At 66.8% G+C, this 15,598-nt stretch carries 17 protein-coding genes; 9 read left to right on the top strand and 8 right to left on the bottom strand.

Translation table 11 applies throughout. From position 1 onward, the window contains the following. Position 1 precedes the first annotated feature (1 nt). Positions 2-307 carry a hypothetical protein gene (locus tag MU521_RS13665; RefSeq protein WP_092693407.1) on the bottom strand — a complete coding sequence of 102 codons (306 nt, stop codon included), beginning with the start codon at positions 305-307 and terminating at the stop codon, positions 2-4. 212 nt (positions 308-519) lie between these two features. On the opposite strand from MU521_RS13665, the gene MU521_RS13670 reads away from it, so the two are divergent. Beyond that, positions 520-1,896, top strand: coding sequence for an adenylosuccinate synthase (locus tag MU521_RS13670; protein WP_092693405.1), 1,377 nt, complete (start codon positions 520-522; stop codon positions 1,894-1,896). A 4-nt stretch (positions 1,897-1,900) separates the two neighbouring features. Here the strand turns inward: MU521_RS13670 and MU521_RS13675 are convergent, their stop codons facing one another. Continuing rightward, on the bottom strand, positions 1,901-2,263 hold the full coding sequence (locus tag MU521_RS13675; protein ID WP_092693404.1) for a group I truncated hemoglobin: 363 nt from the start codon (positions 2,261-2,263) through the stop codon (positions 1,901-1,903). 158 nt (positions 2,264-2,421) lie between these two features. Between MU521_RS13675 and MU521_RS13680 the strand changes: the two genes are divergently transcribed. Then, complete coding sequence (locus MU521_RS13680; RefSeq protein ID WP_092693402.1) at positions 2,422-2,616, top strand: methytransferase partner Trm112; 195 nt, start codon at positions 2,422-2,424, stop codon at positions 2,614-2,616. A gap of 38 nt (positions 2,617-2,654) precedes the next feature. Next, the gene (locus MU521_RS13685; RefSeq protein WP_092693401.1) at positions 2,655-3,239 is read left to right on the top strand and encodes a DUF7524 family protein; all 585 of its coding nucleotides are present in this window, start codon (positions 2,655-2,657) and stop codon (positions 3,237-3,239) included. Here the strand turns inward: MU521_RS13685 and MU521_RS13690 are convergent. Continuing rightward, positions 3,236-4,321: a DR2241 family protein gene (locus MU521_RS13690; RefSeq protein WP_092693399.1), complete on the bottom strand. Its 1,086-nt coding sequence runs from the start codon at positions 4,319-4,321 to the stop codon at positions 3,236-3,238. The genes MU521_RS13685 and MU521_RS13690 overlap by 4 nt on opposite strands. Positions 4,322-4,669: 348 nt before the next feature. On the opposite strand from MU521_RS13690, the gene MU521_RS13695 reads away from it, so the two are divergent. Next, a complete protein-coding gene (locus MU521_RS13695; protein WP_092693398.1) occupies positions 4,670-6,658 on the top strand; it encodes a LolA family protein in 1,989 nt (662 codons plus the stop codon). 55 nt (positions 6,659-6,713) lie between these two features. Further along, positions 6,714-7,937, top strand: a complete 1,224-nt coding sequence (locus MU521_RS13700; RefSeq protein WP_092693396.1) for a LolA family protein — start codon at positions 6,714-6,716, stop codon at positions 7,935-7,937. Between the two features lie 16 nt (positions 7,938-7,953). Here the strand turns inward: MU521_RS13700 and MU521_RS13705 are convergent, their stop codons facing one another. The 4 genes from MU521_RS13705 to MU521_RS13720 all read right to left on the bottom strand — a co-directional run bounded on the left by MU521_RS13705 (position 7,954) and on the right by MU521_RS13720 (position 9,917). Then, positions 7,954-8,265 carry a DUF7521 family protein gene (locus MU521_RS13705; protein ID WP_092693395.1) on the bottom strand — a complete coding sequence of 104 codons (312 nt, stop codon included), beginning with the start codon at positions 8,263-8,265 and terminating at the stop codon, positions 7,954-7,956. A 1-nt stretch (position 8,266) separates the two neighbouring features. Then, positions 8,267-8,638 carry an ArsR/SmtB family transcription factor gene (locus MU521_RS13710; protein ID WP_092693393.1) on the bottom strand — a complete coding sequence of 124 codons (372 nt, stop codon included), beginning with the start codon at positions 8,636-8,638 and terminating at the stop codon, positions 8,267-8,269. Positions 8,639-8,805: 167 nt separating this feature from the next. After that, positions 8,806-9,684 carry a CbiX/SirB N-terminal domain-containing protein gene (locus tag MU521_RS13715; RefSeq protein ID WP_092693391.1) on the bottom strand — a complete coding sequence of 293 codons (879 nt, stop codon included), beginning with the start codon at positions 9,682-9,684 and terminating at the stop codon, positions 8,806-8,808. 86 nt (positions 9,685-9,770) lie between these two features. After that, positions 9,771-9,917 carry a hypothetical protein gene (locus MU521_RS13720; protein ID WP_175452888.1) on the bottom strand — a complete coding sequence of 49 codons (147 nt, stop codon included), beginning with the start codon at positions 9,915-9,917 and terminating at the stop codon, positions 9,771-9,773. Between the two features lie 141 nt (positions 9,918-10,058). Between MU521_RS13720 and MU521_RS13725 the strand changes: the two genes are divergently transcribed. The 4 genes from MU521_RS13725 to MU521_RS13740 all read left to right on the top strand — a co-directional run bounded on the left by MU521_RS13725 (position 10,059) and on the right by MU521_RS13740 (position 14,326). Then, a complete protein-coding gene (locus MU521_RS13725; RefSeq protein WP_092693389.1) occupies positions 10,059-10,553 on the top strand; it encodes a DUF7523 family protein in 495 nt (164 codons plus the stop codon). Between the two features lie 56 nt (positions 10,554-10,609). Next, entirely contained in the window at positions 10,610-12,088 is a 1,479-nt protein-coding gene (gene cysS / locus MU521_RS13730; RefSeq protein WP_092693387.1) for a cysteine--tRNA ligase, read from the top strand. Between the two features lie 67 nt (positions 12,089-12,155). Then, entirely contained in the window at positions 12,156-13,055 is a 900-nt protein-coding gene (locus MU521_RS13735; protein WP_092693385.1) for a ParA family protein, read from the top strand. After that, positions 13,052-14,326: a chemotaxis protein CheW gene (locus tag MU521_RS13740; protein ID WP_092693384.1), complete on the top strand. Its 1,275-nt coding sequence runs from the start codon at positions 13,052-13,054 to the stop codon at positions 14,324-14,326. Before MU521_RS13735 ends, MU521_RS13740 begins: the two co-directional genes overlap by 4 nt. On the opposite strand, the gene MU521_RS13745 is transcribed toward MU521_RS13740, so the two are convergent. Next, a complete protein-coding gene (locus MU521_RS13745; RefSeq protein ID WP_092693382.1) occupies positions 14,323-15,573 on the bottom strand; it encodes an NAD(P)/FAD-dependent oxidoreductase in 1,251 nt (416 codons plus the stop codon). The genes MU521_RS13740 and MU521_RS13745 overlap by 4 nt on opposite strands. Positions 15,574-15,598 lie beyond the last annotated feature (25 nt).

A 15,598-nucleotide genomic window follows, 5' to 3' on the forward strand; every position in this document is an offset into this window, starting at 1 on the left:
GTTAATTTTCGATTTCGGCGACGTCTTCGATCTTCATATCGTCGAGTTTCTCGATGATGTGATCGATCTTCTCGTCGAGATCGTCGACGAATTCGGAGGTCTGTTCGGTCGTGATAGCGCCCTGACTCGAGGGTTCGATGAGGTTCTCCTCCTCGAGGACGCGCAGCGAGTACCGAACCTTGTGATGTGGGTAGCCGGTCTCGTTCGACATCTTGACGATGCCGATCGGCTCGTTCTCGATGACCATCCGGAGGACCTGCAGATGGCGCTCGAGCATATCTACTTCCTTCTCAAGCCTGTCTATCATGGCAATTGTTAACTTGTGTTCGCAGGCTTTAAAGATTGCTGTCCGGCATACTTAAAAAGCGGCCTCAAATTACGTGTTCGACGGGTGCCGGTTTAAATCTTTGTATGATACCACACGGCACAGGCCGCCCGAGCGGGCGGCGCTGTGCGCGTGCAGTGGACGGTTGCGAGGGGACCGTAACCTGTTTATCGGGATGGGCAGAAACCCCGGTGATGACCGTAACTATCGTTGGGTCCCAGCTGGGCGACGAGGGCAAAGGCGGCATCGTCGACCTGTACGGCGACGCCGCCGACGTCGTCGTCCGCTACCAGGGTGGCGACAACGCCGGTCACACCGTCGTCGAAGGGGACGAGGAGTACAAACTGTCGCTCGTCCCGAGCGGAGCCGTCCGCGGCAAGGTCGGCGTTCTCGGCAACGGCTGTGTCGTCAACCCGCGGACGCTGTTCGACGAACTCGACGCGCTCCGGGACCGTGGACTGGATCCCGACGTGCGGGTCGCACGACGCGCACACGTTATTCTCCCCTATCACAGGGTTCTGGACGGTATCGAGGAGGAGGCAAAGAGCGAGACCGACGACGAGGTTGGCACCACAGGTCGGGGCATCGGCCCCACCTACGAGGACAAGGCCGGCCGCCGGGGCGTCCGCGTGGGCGACCTGCTCGACCCCGAGGTCCTCCGTGACCGACTGGAGTACGTCGTCCCGCAGAAACGGGCCATCGTCGAGGACGTGTACGGCCTCGACGTGGCGGATCTCGACGACCCCGACGCGCTCGACGTGGACGCGCTGTACGAGGAGTTCCGGGAGTTCGGTCGCCGACTGGCGGACGAGGGCATGACCGTCAACGCGGGCGAGTTCCTCGCCAGCGCCATCGACGACGGCCAGAACGTCATCCTCGAGGGTGCCCAGGGGACGATCATCGACATCGACCACGGCAACTACCCCTTCGTCACCTCTTCGAACCCCACCGCGGGTGGGGCCTGCACCGGGACCGGCCTCTCCCCGGGCGTCGTCGGTGACGGCGAAGTCGTCGGCATCGTCAAGGCCTACCTGACCCGCGTCGGGAGTGGTCCGATGCCGACCGAACTCGGCGGCGTCGAGGGCGACACGCCGGGCTACGACGAACAGGGTGAAGGTGAAAACGAGGAACTGGCCACCTACATCCGCGAGGAGGGTGACGAGTACGGCACCGTCACCGGCCGTCCGCGCCGGGTCGGCTGGCTCGACATGCCGATGCTCCGCCACGCGACCCGCGCGAGCGGGTTCACCGGCCTCGCGGTCAACCACGTCGACACCCTCGCCGGCCTCGACGAGTTGCAGGTCGGCCACACCTACGACCTGGACGGCGAGACCCTGGAGACGATGCCGGCTACCACCGAGCAGTGGGCCGACTGCGAGGTGACCCGCCGGACCTTCGAGGGCTGGCCCGAACAGGACTGGGGCGCGGTTGCGAGCGACGGATACGAAGCGCTCCACGAGAACGCGCGGGCGTACCTCGACTACCTCAGCGACGAACTCGACACGCCGATCTACGCGGTTGGCGTCGGCCCGGGCCGTTCCCAGACCATCGTCCGGGAACGGCCGTTCTAGACTTTCAACGACGGAGAACGTCGTCTTCAGGTCCCCGCACTGCTGCGATCACCTCGGCAGCGTCGCCGTCGTCGACCCCGCAGGTGTCCAGACTCGCACGCAGATGTGCGACGACGGTCTCGAAGTCGTCCCGCGTCAGCCCGAGGTCGCGGTGGACCGCGCGCGTGGTCTCGCCGCTGTACTCCGCGGGACCGCCGGCGACCCGACTGATGAACAGCGTCTGGTGCTGGCGCTGGCGTTCCATGTCGACATCCCCGAAGAACGGTTGCATCCCCTCGTCGTCGAGCAGCCGGTCGTAGAACTCGTCGACGACGGTCTCGATCCCGTCGGCACCACCCAGTCTATCGTAGAGGGTCGTTGCCTCCATCTCCGGGGCGGACGGTGGACCGGTGAAACGAGTGCCGTAAACAGGGCGTAACAGGCGTGTGCGTTGCGAATACGTTCGGGGTGAGTGTATCCGTGTCGACCGGGCACGGCGTGGGTCGGTTCGGCACGTTTTTGCCTCGGCCGGCCGGAGATGTGCGTATGCGCGAGGACCTGATGGACATCATCTGCTGTCCACTCGACAAACACGAACTCGACCTGGAGGTCATCCGCCGGAACGACGAGGAGATCATGGAGGGGCGACTGGTCTGTACCGAGTGTGGCGAAGAGTATCCCATCGAGGACGGGATTCCGAACCTCCTGCCGCCGGACATGCGCGAGGAGTCACCGGCGTAGACTGAACCTTTTTCCCCCCGCCACGCGCAGGTGGCGGTGTGCCCGACGAGTTACCCGTCGACGTGAACCGCCGGGAGCGCAACTCCCTGAACGTCCCGGCGTCCATCGAGACCGACGACTCGTTCGTCATCAGGGTCCGGAATCACGGGAACGCAGGCCGGGTCCACGTCCACCTCGACGAGGACCTCTCGGCGGTCGCCTCGCTTGAGGATACCAACTACTACGTCGAGGCACAGAGTACAGCGGCGATTCCGGTGAGCGTCGACGAACACGGTGTCGTCCACGGCAAGATCAAGCTCTCGGCGGGGTACGGCGCGACGACGCGGTGGGTCGACGTGAAGCTGACCGAACCCGACGACACCGGAAGCGTCGAAGTCGACGAGAGCCTCGCGGAACCCGGCGGCGGCGAGCGCGAGACGACGGACGAGGAGAGCAGCACTGACGGGGCCACACCCGGTTCGACACTCGCGGACCGTCCGGCGTTGCCAGTGCTGGCCCTGGGCGCGCTTGCGGTCGCCGTCGCTATCGGCGCGGCGACTGCCTTCCAGAGCGGGTTGGTGGCCGCCGGTGCCGTCGCCGTGTTCGTTGCCGTCCTGCTGGCGGGCTACCTGCTCGTCCGCTAGTCCTCGGTCTCGACGCCAGAGAGATTCCCGTCGTCGTCGAACAGTTTTGCCCGGAGGTATCGTGTGCGATACCGGTTCGCGTCGTCGTACACGTCGGCCTCGCGGATTTCGTCGCTGCGGCCCTCGGCGACCGCGTCGATGATTTCCTCGATCTGTTCTTTCTCGCTGGGCGTCAACTCGAACTCGTAGGTCCGTGACTGCTCGCCTTCGAGTTTCGTCCACTGGCGCGCGGCCGAGACGACGAGCGAACACGGCTCCCGGCAGGGGAACTCGCCATCGCCGCCGTCCACGTCGAGGTCGGTCTCGTCGTCGTACTGCCACTCGCGGCGCTTGAGACACTGGGAGTCGTCACAGCAGGCCTCGGCCACCCAGTTGACGTGTTCGTACCCCTCGCCGCGGTCCCAGGTCTCGATGACCCCGTAGATGCCCGACTGCCGCCCCATGGTCTCCGTCCAGTGGTCCACGTCCAGATCCCCCTCGCGCTCGCGGTGCCAGTTGACGACCGTCGCCGGATAGAAGAAATCGACCGCGCTGACCAGCTCTCTTGGCTCCAGGTCCGGGAACACCCAATCCGCCTGGAGCGTCGGCGCTGTCTTCAGCGGTCGGTACCGGTCGCGCTCGTCGTGTTTCGCGATCTGACGGGCGTCCAGCGGATCGTCGTGACGTTCCAGGTCCGCGACCGCCGCGTCGGCGTCGTCGACGTGACGGACTTCGTAGCGACGCTGGCCGTCCGCGTCGCGCTCGACGGTGAGGCGCAACTGTCCCCACTCGCGGGTCACTCCCTCGGCCAGTCGGTCGTAGCGCTCGGGGACGGGCCGTTCCTCGGCACCCTCCAGCCAGCGCAGGTACGCCCGGTCCGCGGGTGCGTCGGGTGCGACGCGGGTCCAGAAGTCCCAGTTCGTGACGTAGGCCGGGTTATCGGCCGCGACATCGCGGAACTCCGCTTCCGAGAGCCCCGCACGGTCGATATCGGGCGTCCGGAAGCGATAGCCCGCATCCGTCGTCTCCGCCCGGAGACCGTCACAGTCGACGCCGCCCTCGCTCGCGGCTTCCGCCAACCGGCGAACCGCCGTCTCGCTCATACCCGAGTCGACGGGTGCCAGTCGAATAAACTCCGTCTTTCCGTCCCGAACCGCCGGGAAATCCTTTCTCGTATTTATATTTTTGGCCGAACTTCCGGGTCGGAAACGTCGATTCCCCCTTTTTGCTACAGGAGGATATAGGTAGCAATGCATGGTCTCACGCTGACGATGGGTGCCGCCCTGTCAGCAATCGGTTGCCCGCGACCATGCTTCGGCCCTCCACGCTTCGGCCCCCTCTCGCCCGTGACCACCGCCCTCCCCCAATCTTTCAGATGACTCGGACACCGCGCGGTACTGACGCCGTACGAAAACTATTTCGGCCTCGTGTCGTGTCGTTCAAGCGTACCAATGCCGTTCGATGAGCCCTCTCCCACGGCAGTCCTCGCCGTCGTCGGCGTTCTCGCAATCGCCGGCGGTGCCGTGGCCGTCGGACTGTTGACGACCGGCGGGCAGGCGTCACCGCCGGTGGGTCACAACGCGTCCGAACAGTACGTCGCCCTCGACGGCCTGAACGCGACGGTCGTCACGACCGTCGAACGCGGCGGTGAAACCAACCGAACCGTCAGCGCGGTCGCCATGCGGCCGGGGGCCGGACAGGTGCGATTGCGGACGGTCGATGGATCGACGGACGACGGCGCTGTCGTCGTCACGAACGGGTCGACCAAGTGGACCTACGATCCGGAGACGCGACTCGTGAGCCGGACCGCCGCCGGCAGGGTGAGCCAGCGACTGCGGACGCGCGGCGAGCGAATCGAACGGCTCTTCGACCGTGCGGTCGGTTCCGACGGGACAGAGACCGCCTCCGACGAGCGGACGCCGGGTGTCTCGCCGCTTCCGGTGATGCCCCAGGGCCCGGGCACGCCCGACGCCCCGGCGACCAACAGAAGCGGCGACCAGGTGACGGTGAGTTACGACGGAACGACGACCGTCTCCGGTCGCGAGGTCCACGTCCTCCACGTGCGGCCCCGTGACGACGCGGCGACGACCGTCTCACAGACGCTGTGGGTCGACGCCGAGTGGTTCGTTCCCCTCAAGTACCGGACCGAGTGGGTCGACGACGGGGAATCGGTCACCACGACCGTCGAGTACCGGGACATGACGTTCGAGCCCGGACTCTCCCAGGCGCGGTTCGAGTACGAGCCACCGGAGACCGCCGCCGTCGTCACGCCCGACCTCGGCGTGAACGCGGCCGAGCGGATTCGATCGATCGACGGCCTCTCGGCCACGCTCCAGCGGCAGTACGGTGGACTGAACCTGAGCGATGGGAACGAGACGGGAGAGACGACCTACGAGACCGTCCAGCGGGTGCGGATGGTTCCGGGCACGGGCAAGCAGCGCGCCGAAGTTCTGCGCTCCCCGTCGGTCCCCGGGATGGTCAACAACAGCCTGATCGTCTCCAACGGATCGGTGTCGTGGCTGTACGACAGCGCCGCGAACAACGCGACGCGGCTGGAAGTCGACGCCACCGGGCGACAACGGCAGTACCGACGGATCGAACAGCTGTTCGCCCGACTGAGCCGTACGCGGACGACGCCGGACGATGGGGCGTCCATTCCGAGGCCCGGACTCACCCCGGTTCCCGGGTCGGGACCGTCCACGCCGACGCCGCAACTCCCCGCCGATCAGTTCGGCGTCTCGCTGGACCGGGCCGCACAGGTCGACGGCCGGACGACGTACGTCCTCGAGATACGGCCGGAACGGGACCGAAACGCGACGGCGAACCGGTCGACCCTGGCGAACTACTCACAGACGCTGTGGATCGACGCCGAGACGTTCTTTCCGGTGAAACAGCGAACGGAATTCGGCACCGGCGACGACCGGTTCACCGTGTCGGTCACCTATCGAAACGTGACGATCACCGACGGGTTCGCCGAGGGGACCTTCACCTTCGAGCCACCGGCGGACGCCAACGTCACGCGGAGCGACCTCGGTAGTTCAGAGAGTTACGGGAGTCCGAACGCGACGGTCGAGAACGCGACTATCGAGGTGACGAAGCCGACGGTTCCGCCGAGTTTCTCGTTCACTTCGGGTCGGACGGCCGACTCGAAGTACGTCGAGTCGGTGACGCTGACGTACCGAAACGAGACCTCGCGGCTGATCGTCAGTGCGTACGCGACCAACGAGTCGGCGCTGCCCGGGAACGAGACGAACGGGACGGACGATGGGGTCGCCACCGGCGAGCGGATACGGATCGGAAACCGGACGGGCCGGTACATGCAGACCGGACTGGCTCGCTCGGTGTCGTGGTCCTGTGGCGAGGTTCGGTACAGCGTCAGCGGCCGGTTCGTCTCGAAACCCCTGCTCGTCGAGGTGGCCGAATCCATGCCGTGTCCCTGAACCATACGTCTCGAAACGACTATCAACACGTCTCGACCTCTAGTTGACCAGTCAGATGTCTCGCGGAACCGTCACAGCGAAACAGATACTGGGGGGAGCCTGTCTGCTGGCACTCGTCGGGGGCGTTCTCGCGGTCGGATTCCTGTCGGTGGATGGTACCGAGGAGCCGATGCCACAGCAGATCGGCGCGAACGCCTCGGAGCGATACGCGGCGGTCGAGGGACTCAACGCGACACGGATCACGATCAACCGGGAGGGCGACGAGGTGAACCGGTCCGTCTACCGCGTCGCCATGCGTCCGGGGACGGATCGGTTCCGCGAGCGGTTGCTGTACGGCCCGCGCCACCGACACAACTTGACCGTCTCGAACGGGTCGGTGATGTGGTGGCAAAACCGAACCTCGGGAGCGGTCGAGCGGCTCGGTCTGAGCAACCCGGACATCTCCAGGGAGCGCACCGAGGGAGAGGAGATCGAACGGCTGTTCGGCCGACTGAACGTGACCGATGGCACGGACCGGACCGCCGCGACGCCGACGCCGGGGATCAATCCGTTGCCTGCCGTCCCGCAGTCGGGCGGTGCCCCGGAGGGCCAGACCGGTGAACGACCGGCCGCCGTGGGGAACGCCGCCTTCGCCGTGAGTTACAACGGGACCGACACCATCGACGGCCGGCCGGTCTACGTCCTGAAGGTGGTGCCCCGCAACGAGTCGCTGGTTGGTGGCTTCCAGCAGACGCTATGGGTCGACACGGAGTGGTTCTTCCCGCTCAAACGCCACTCGGAGTGGCACTCGAACGGCGTCCAGCACGCGAAGACGGTCGTCTACGAGAACGTCACGTTCAATCCAGGTCTCGACGAGTCCGTGTTCCGGTTCGACCCGTCCGCGAACGTCTCCGTCGAACTGGAAGACACGCCGCGACGGGACTTCTACGCGTCGACGCCGGCCCTGCGACGGGTGACGAACGTCTCCGTCCCGACGCCGGACCTCCCGCCGTCGTTCCAGCTGCAGTTCGCCTCGAAGACCGAGAGCCCGCGCATCACGAGCCTCGGCCTGAAGTACGTCAACGCCAGCACGGAGATTTCCGTCTCGAAGGTCGCGGGGTTGTTCTACCCGCCGACACCCGACCGGTCGACAGAGGTCGCCGGCCAGCGAGCGAACGTGAGCGTCGGCTACACCACCTACGTCTCCTGGTCGTGTGACGGCTACCAGTATCAGGTGTCGGGCAAAGCCGTCTCGCCAAAACTGCTGATCGAGGTCGCCAGGTCGGTCGGCTGTGAGTGAGTGTCGCCCGTCCGGATTACCGCTTGTGCAACGAGTAGGCGATGAAAAAGACGCCCAGGAACTGGAGCAACCGCGTCAAAAGCGTCAGCGGTTGCTGGAAGGTATCTGGCGGGAGCACCCGCATCTGCAGCAGGATCGAACCGACGAAGGAGAGTCCGAAGGCGACGGCCGTCAGCAGGAACAGGCCGATAGAGAGGTACTGCATCGGCCGGCTGTCGTGGCGGCGGAACCCGCGGTAGGCCTGGTAGCCCACGTAGCTCCCGACGACGACCGACCCGGCCGAGAGGGCGAATATCAGCCAGTACGCGAGTTGGTCGGTCCCGAGCATGTTAGAGGTTCTCCCACATTTTGGTGAATCGGTCGGCGGTGTCGTCGGCGTCTTCGCCGGGGAATTCGGCCCGGGAGGTTCGTTCGATGGTGGCCTCGTACCCGCCGTCGTCGAGGTCCATCGCGAACTCGTCCAGGGTGGCCGAGTACACCTTGTGGTGGTTGCCGCTCAATTCGACTTTCGTGCGTTCCTCGATCAGGTCGTAGTCCTGAAGCCACTCGATCCGTCGGTAGATCGTTGGGAGGGACGCGTCACACTGTTCGGAGAGCTGTTTGGCGGACATGGGTTCGACACTCGTTGCCGCGAGGATTGAGCGGGCGTACTCGTCGCTGAGCAGGTCGAGGACCTCGGCCAGCTCCCAATCCTCACTCACGAATCGAGCATGGAACCAGGAGGGGTTAAAAGCCCACAGTCACTTTCCGGCTCAGAAAACGGGCGGAACGTGGTCACGGACGGACCGGTCGCTCGTTCCGTGACTACCCAGTCTCGCGGCTGCGCCGCTCGACTGTTCGGCGACGCTCTCGGTGGTCGCGTCGGCCGTCAGTCGTCGGCGGTAACCTGTCCGCCACCGGTCTCCGCACGGACCCGCTCGATGGCCTCGCGCACGTCCGCACCGGCGTCGGCCGCACGTTCGAGTACCACGTCGGCCAGCAATGGTTCGGTGCCGACCGCACCCGAGTACCAGATGCGGTGGCCGTCGACCTCGGCGGGCGTGTCCCACCCTTTGCGGTAGTCGTCGGTCAGGCCCATGTCCTCGGGGATATCTTCCTGGGTGTGGTAGCCGTCGGCGATGAAGAGGGGGACGACGACTACGTCCTCGCTGTCGAAGAAGTCGGTCACGTCGTCGACTTCGGGATCCTCGTCCATGTAGAGGGCCTTCACTTCGTCGAAGCGGCCCCGTTCGCGGATGCTGTCGGCGTGGTACTCGATGGCCTTCGCCGAGTTCTCGTTGCGCTCGGTCCCGTGGCCGACGACGGCGAGGCCGAACCCGTCGCCGACATCGGGGTCGCCCGTGACCGACTCGGCACGCTGGACGATCACGTCGCTCATCGCGTCGTGGGTGCCGACCGGGCCGCAGTAGTGGACGGTCTGGCCCGTGTCGGTCGCGGTCAGCGTGGTGTGGGTCGCGCCGGTGCCGTCGGAGTCCCACTGGTCGACGTCCCACTCGTCGAGGCGGAACTCGCGGGGGATGACCTGTTCGGTGAAGTAGCCCTCGCTGACGAACAGCGGCACGAGGTACACTTCGTCGGATTCGAGCGTCCGGAGCGCCTCCCGGAAGTGTGGCTCCTCCTTCCAGAAACTCTCGCGGACCTCGTCGAACGCGCCCGACCGCCGAATGGTGTCGGCGTGATCGAACGTCGGCGTGCTCGACTCCGCGTTGAGGTGTGAGCCGTGGGCCGCGATGACCAGCGCTTGCATACCCACGACTAGGGCCAGGCGAGTCTTAGGGGTTCGGATGTTCCCGAGGGAACCGTCTCGGCGTCGGTCCACTGGGAGCGCGTGGGTCACTCGGCCCCGAACGGGCACCCCTGCCCAGGGTTGTCGAGGAACTCCTGGACCAGCGACTGTTCGAGGTCGTGGTCGCAGGCACCGCTGACTGGTTGCTTGTACGGACAGTTCTCCGTGCAGTTCGGTATCGTGAAGTCGGTCATGCTGAGTCCCGGTCGGGTTCTCCCCCGACACGTCCATGTGGTTCGTCCCCATGGAAATAGCTGAACTGCCACAAAGTTACGGGCATTTTAATACCCCGTCGAGGCGGGGCGTTTTTGGTCGCCGCGAGCGCCAGAGGCGGTATGTCGCTGGCAGCCCGCACACGCGAGGCCGTCCGCACCCACCCGTTCCTCTACGACGGACTGCGGGCGGGCGTCCTCAACTACACCGCCGCCGCACGATATCTGGATCTCGGAGCAGACGATGAAGAGGCAGTCGTCGCCGCGCTCCGACGCTACGCCGAGGACGTGCCCGAGTACGACCCCGACGGGACCGGCGCGCGTGTGTCGATGGAGAGCGGCCTGGGCGAGGGCGACCCCGTAGGCGCGCTCCTGACGGTCGGTGACATGGCGCTGGTCCCGGGCGAGGGGGACCTGACGGGGATCCTGGCGACCGGTGACGTGGACGCGACGGCGCTGGCGCAAGTCCTGAACCACCTGCGAGCCGAGGGGGTAGCGGTGACGGCCGCCGGTGTCGGCGGCGACGCACTGCTGGTCGTCGTCGAGCGTCGCGCCGGGGCCGACGCCGTCAGGGCCGTCGAGGCGGCACTGGAGACGGTGCCGGCGACCGGCGACTGAGGGCGAGCGGTGGCTTTCCGACGCATTGAAACCGTCCCCCGCGCTCCACTCCGGTAATGACGCTTCGCGTGACGAACACGCTCACCGGCGAGCGCGAGGAGTTCGAGCCACGGGACCCCGACTCGGTGCTGCTCTACTACTGCGGCCTGACGACCTCGGACCCGGCACACCTGGGCCACGCCCGAGGCTGGGTCCACGTCGACGTGATGCACCGCTGGCTCGACCACCAGGGCTACGACGTGCGCCACGTGGAGAACTTCACCGACGTGAACGAGAAGATCGTGGCGCGCGTCGGCGAGGACGGCGAGAGCGAGGCCGACGTGGCTCGTACCTACGTCCAGCAGGTGATCCGGGACATGCGCTCGCTGAACCTCCTGCGCGCGGAGGTGTACCCACGCGTCTCCGAACATATCCCCCAGATAATCGACCTCGTGGAGACGCTGCTCGACCGAGGATACGCCTACGAGGAGAACGGTTCGGTCTACTTCGACGTGACCGCCTTCGAGGAGTACGGCAAACTCTCGAATCAGCAGGTCGAAGAACTCGATTCCCAGGGCGAACACACCGGCGAGAAGCACAATCCCGCGGATTTTGCCCTCTGGAAGGCCGGCGGCGTCGATCCCGACGACATCGCCGAACACCAGCACGATGACGCGGCCCCGCCCGAGGCGGCCTGCGAAACCGCCCAGACGTGGGACTCGCCGTGGGGTGAGGGCCGGCCCGGCTGGCACATCGAGTGTTCGGCCATGAGCACGACCCACCTCGACGACACCATCGACATCCACGTCGGCGGACAGGACCTCGTCTTCCCCCACCACGAGAACGAGATCGCCCAGAGCGAGGCCGCGACGGGCCAGCAGTTCGCCCGCTACTGGCTCCACGTTGGCCTGCTGGAGACGAAAGACGAGAAGATGTCCTCCTCGCTGGGGAACTTCTCGACGGTCGCGGAGTTCGTCGGCGAGCACGGCCCGAACGTGGCCCGGACCTTCCTGCTCTCGACGGCCTACCACAGCAGGGCCACCTACAGCGCCGAGACCGTCGCGGAGGCCGAGGAACGCTGGGAGCGGCTCCAGACGGGTCACCGACGGGCCATCGAGGCCGCCGACAGCGTCGACGCCCACACGACGGTCGAGGACGACGCCCTCCGGGAGACGGTCGCCGAGGTCCGCGAGGCGTTCACGACGGCGATGAACGACGACTTCAATACGCGGGAGGCGACGACGGCGCTGCTGGACCTGGCGGGCGCGGTCAACCGTCACGTCGACGACCACGACGAGTACGACTACGTGGGCCTGCGCCGGGCCATCGAGGCCTTCGATGACCTGGGCGAGGGCGTGCTGGGACTCAGTTTCGGCGGCGAGAGCGAGGGCGACGTGCGCGTCGCCCAGGAACTGGCCGACCTCGTCCTCTCGGTGCGCGAGCAGGAACGCGAGGCGGGCAACTACGAGCGGGCCGACGAGTTGCGCGACGAACTCGAAGCGCTGGGTGCGACCGTCGAGGATACCGACGACGGACCGGTCGCTCGCTTCGACTGACGGTACAACAATTGAGAATCGGGAGCGGATTTTTATAAGGAGCGGTGACCCAGCACCGGTAGTAGCGATGCATCGAAACGACCGTCCCGCGGCACTCTGTGTGACCAACGCCAAGGGCGGGACGGGGAAGACGACGGTGGCGATCAACGTCGCGGGCGCGTTGAACGAGCGTGGCCGGGACGTGCTGTTCGTCGACCTCGACCCGCAGGGCAACGCCACGGAGGGGTTGGGCCTGGTCGAGGCCTACGACGCGGCACCGCCCACGCTGTTCGACGTGCTGACCGACCCCGACCAGCGGTCGGCGGTCCACGACCTGATCCGCCCCCACGACGAGATGGACGTGTTGCCCAGTAGCATCGACATGCTCCAGGCCGAACACGAACTGACGATGGCCTCCGTGATGGCCAAACTCGACGCCGACCCGTCGCTCGACGTCGATCCCGCGGTGCTGGAGCCGCTGACGATCAACGTCGGCCCGGATACGGTCAGCGGCGACACGGCGCTTGACGGTCTGGAGAAAGTACTCGACGAACTCACCGGGTACGACTACGTGGTCGTCGACTCGCCGCCGTTCTACGGCCAGTTGACCGATACCGCGATCTACGCGACCGGTAACGTCTTGATTCCGGCGCTGACCGAGGCCACCTCCGAACGGGCCATCGAACTCCTGTTCGACCAGATCGCGGCACTGGAGGATCGGACCGGTGAGACGGTGCGTGAGGTCGGCGTCGTCGCCAACCGGGTGGAATCGACCAACGAGGACGCCGAGATGCTCGACTGGCTGGAGGCGGTGTTCGAGGACGTGCCGGTCTGGTCGGTCCGCAAGCGCGTCGCGCTCCAGCGGGCCTTCTCCAGCGGCCAGTCGCTGTTCGCGTACGACCCGAGCGTCGACATGGCCGACCGATTCCTGGAGATCGCCGCCGAGCTCGACAGACAGTTCGGATTCGCCGAGGAGATACCACAATGACCGACGAGGACACCAACGACCGGATGGAACGGGCGAACCGCATTCGAGAGATGCGCGAAGGACGACGCCGCACACCCGGGGACGACGACCCCAAGGACGCGGACGAGGACGCGTCCGACGCGACTGCCGACGGCGGCGAGGCCGAGAGCGCACCTGCGGCCGACGCGTCCGACGCGACCGAAGACACCGCGGACGACACCGGTTCGGAGGGAGCCGGGCCGACGGCCACCGACGACACGGAGACCGACGAGAGCCCGGACGCGGACGACTCCGCTGGCTCGACACCGACCATCGACGAGACGGTCGACCCGGCCGACGAGTCGACGGCAGCCGACGCCTCGACGGACGCGAGCGAGTCGACCGAGGAGCCATCGGCCGACGAAGAATCGGAAGCGGTCGGTTCCGCGACCGAGGACGGCGATGCCACGGGGGCCGACGAGACGGGCGGAAGCGAGATCGAGAGTCCCGACGACGAACCCGCCGCCGACGAATCCGACGCCGTCGAGACCAGTGGGTTCGAGTTCGCCGGGTCGGCCGGGGACGAACCCCCGACCGGAGACGGTGACGAACCAGCTGGTGAGCGCGAGGACGACGGGGAGACGGCGGCCACGGACGCGGCGGCCGAGGCGGCCGAACGGACGACACCGCAGTCCGGCGTCGCGGCGTCCGTGTCTTCCGCTGACGGGGCCGAAGCCGTCGACGCACTCTCCGGGAGCGAAACCTTCGCCATTCCGGATCAGGCGACGACGGTCTCGGAGGACGACGAACAGTCGATGCTGGACGGGGAGGGAACCGTCGCCGCGGCGCGAGCGGCCGCGGCGGGCCGACGCACGGCCCACGCCAGCGACCGCACCCGTGTGTTGGAGTTCGAACTCGGCGAGGAGCAGTTCTGTCTCGACATCGAGTACATCGAGGAGATCGTCGAACTGGAGAACATGACCCGCGTGCCCAACTCGCCGTCCTACGTCGAGGGCGTGGTCGACCTGCGCGGGCAGGTGACCGCCATCATCAATCCCAAAGACGCCCTCGCAGTCGAAGACGACGATCGGGGCGACCTCATCGTCGTCTTCGACTCCGAGGAGATGGACGAACAGGGCCACCTCGGCTGGGTCGTCGACGAGGTCCGGCAGGTCACGCCCGTCACCGACGAGGAGGTCAACGAGTCGCCCGACGAGGACGACGAACACATCAACGGCATCATCAACCGCGAGGACGAGGACGACTTCATCGTCTGGACGACGCCCGACCTCGCGCTGAACTCCTCGTCCTAACTGCCGCCGTCGTCGCCACTGCCGACAGCCACGTCGGCAGTCCCCGACTCGCCGTCTCCCGCCTCGCCGTCGATAGCGTCGGCGGCCTCGTCCGGGACGCCGTCCAGATCCAGTTCTTCACCCACGAGTCCGACGGCTTTCCGGACGGCTCCGACCGAAGTCAGGTAGCCAACACCGACGGTCGTCTTGAGCGCCACCGCGGCCGGACCGGTCAGCACCGTCCCCCCGAACTGAGCCACGGCACCGTCGCCGACGCTGACCAGCCAGCCCGGCGAGTCGAACTGGAAGTCGTCGAGTCGTGGCTCGAAGCCCCCGCTTCCGTCCCCGAGGCGGTGGTCGGCGAGTCTCTCGATGTTCGCCGCCGCGACTCGGGCCTCACGAATGGCCGCCTGCGCACTCGCCGGGACAGCCTGTCCGTCCGAATCGACGACACGTGCGGCGTCGCCGACGACGAACGTGTCGCCGGCCAGCTGGAGGCGGCTCCGCACCAGCGGGCGGTCACCGGCCAGCGCGTCCGCCCCGCGGATCCCGCCGGTCCAGACGAACTCGTCGTAGTCCAGTTCCGTACCATCCTCGAGCGTGATCGTCGACCCGTCGGCTCCGGCGACGGCCGCGTCCGTCCGGACCGTGATCCCGCGGTCGCGGAGTTGTTGGTCGACGGCACGCTGGAACGCTTCGGGGAAGTTCGGCGCGACGGCACCCTGCTGTTCGAGCAGTGTGATCTCGGCCGCCTCGTCCACACCTTCCTCGCGGGCCAGCGCGGCGATTTCACCAGCGACCTGGATCCCCGACAGTCCGGCCCCGCCGACGACGATCCGGGCGTCGCCGGCGTCGAAGGCATCGAGCACGTCGGCCCTGATTCGCTCGGCGTCGTCGAGGCGCTTCAGCGGTGTCGCGTGGTCTTCGACCCCTGGCAGGTCGTAGAAGGCCGTCGCCGCGCCGAGACAGACCGCCCCAACGTCGTAAGCGAGTTCGTCCTCGCCGTCGAGCGTGGCGACACCCGCCTCGGCGTCCACGTCGGTGACGCGGGCCCGGCGGATCTCGGCGCGGTCGAAACAGTCCGCGATGGGGACCGTGATGTCCTCCGCGATGGACGGTCGGCGGATCGCGCGGTGGAGTTCGTGCTGGACGAGGTGGTCCTCGCTCTCGTCGACGACGACCAGGTTCGCCTCGGGCGGTAGCTGTCGTTCTAACCGACGAGCGAGCGTCAGGCCGGCGTAGCCGGCCCCGAACACTGCGACGTTCATGCTGCTCCCGTTCGGTCGCCGCAGG

It is taken from the genome of Halorientalis regularis (genome assembly GCF_023698535.1).
GTDB classification, from domain to species: Archaea; Halobacteriota; Halobacteria; order Halobacteriales; family Haloarculaceae; genus Halorientalis; species Halorientalis regularis.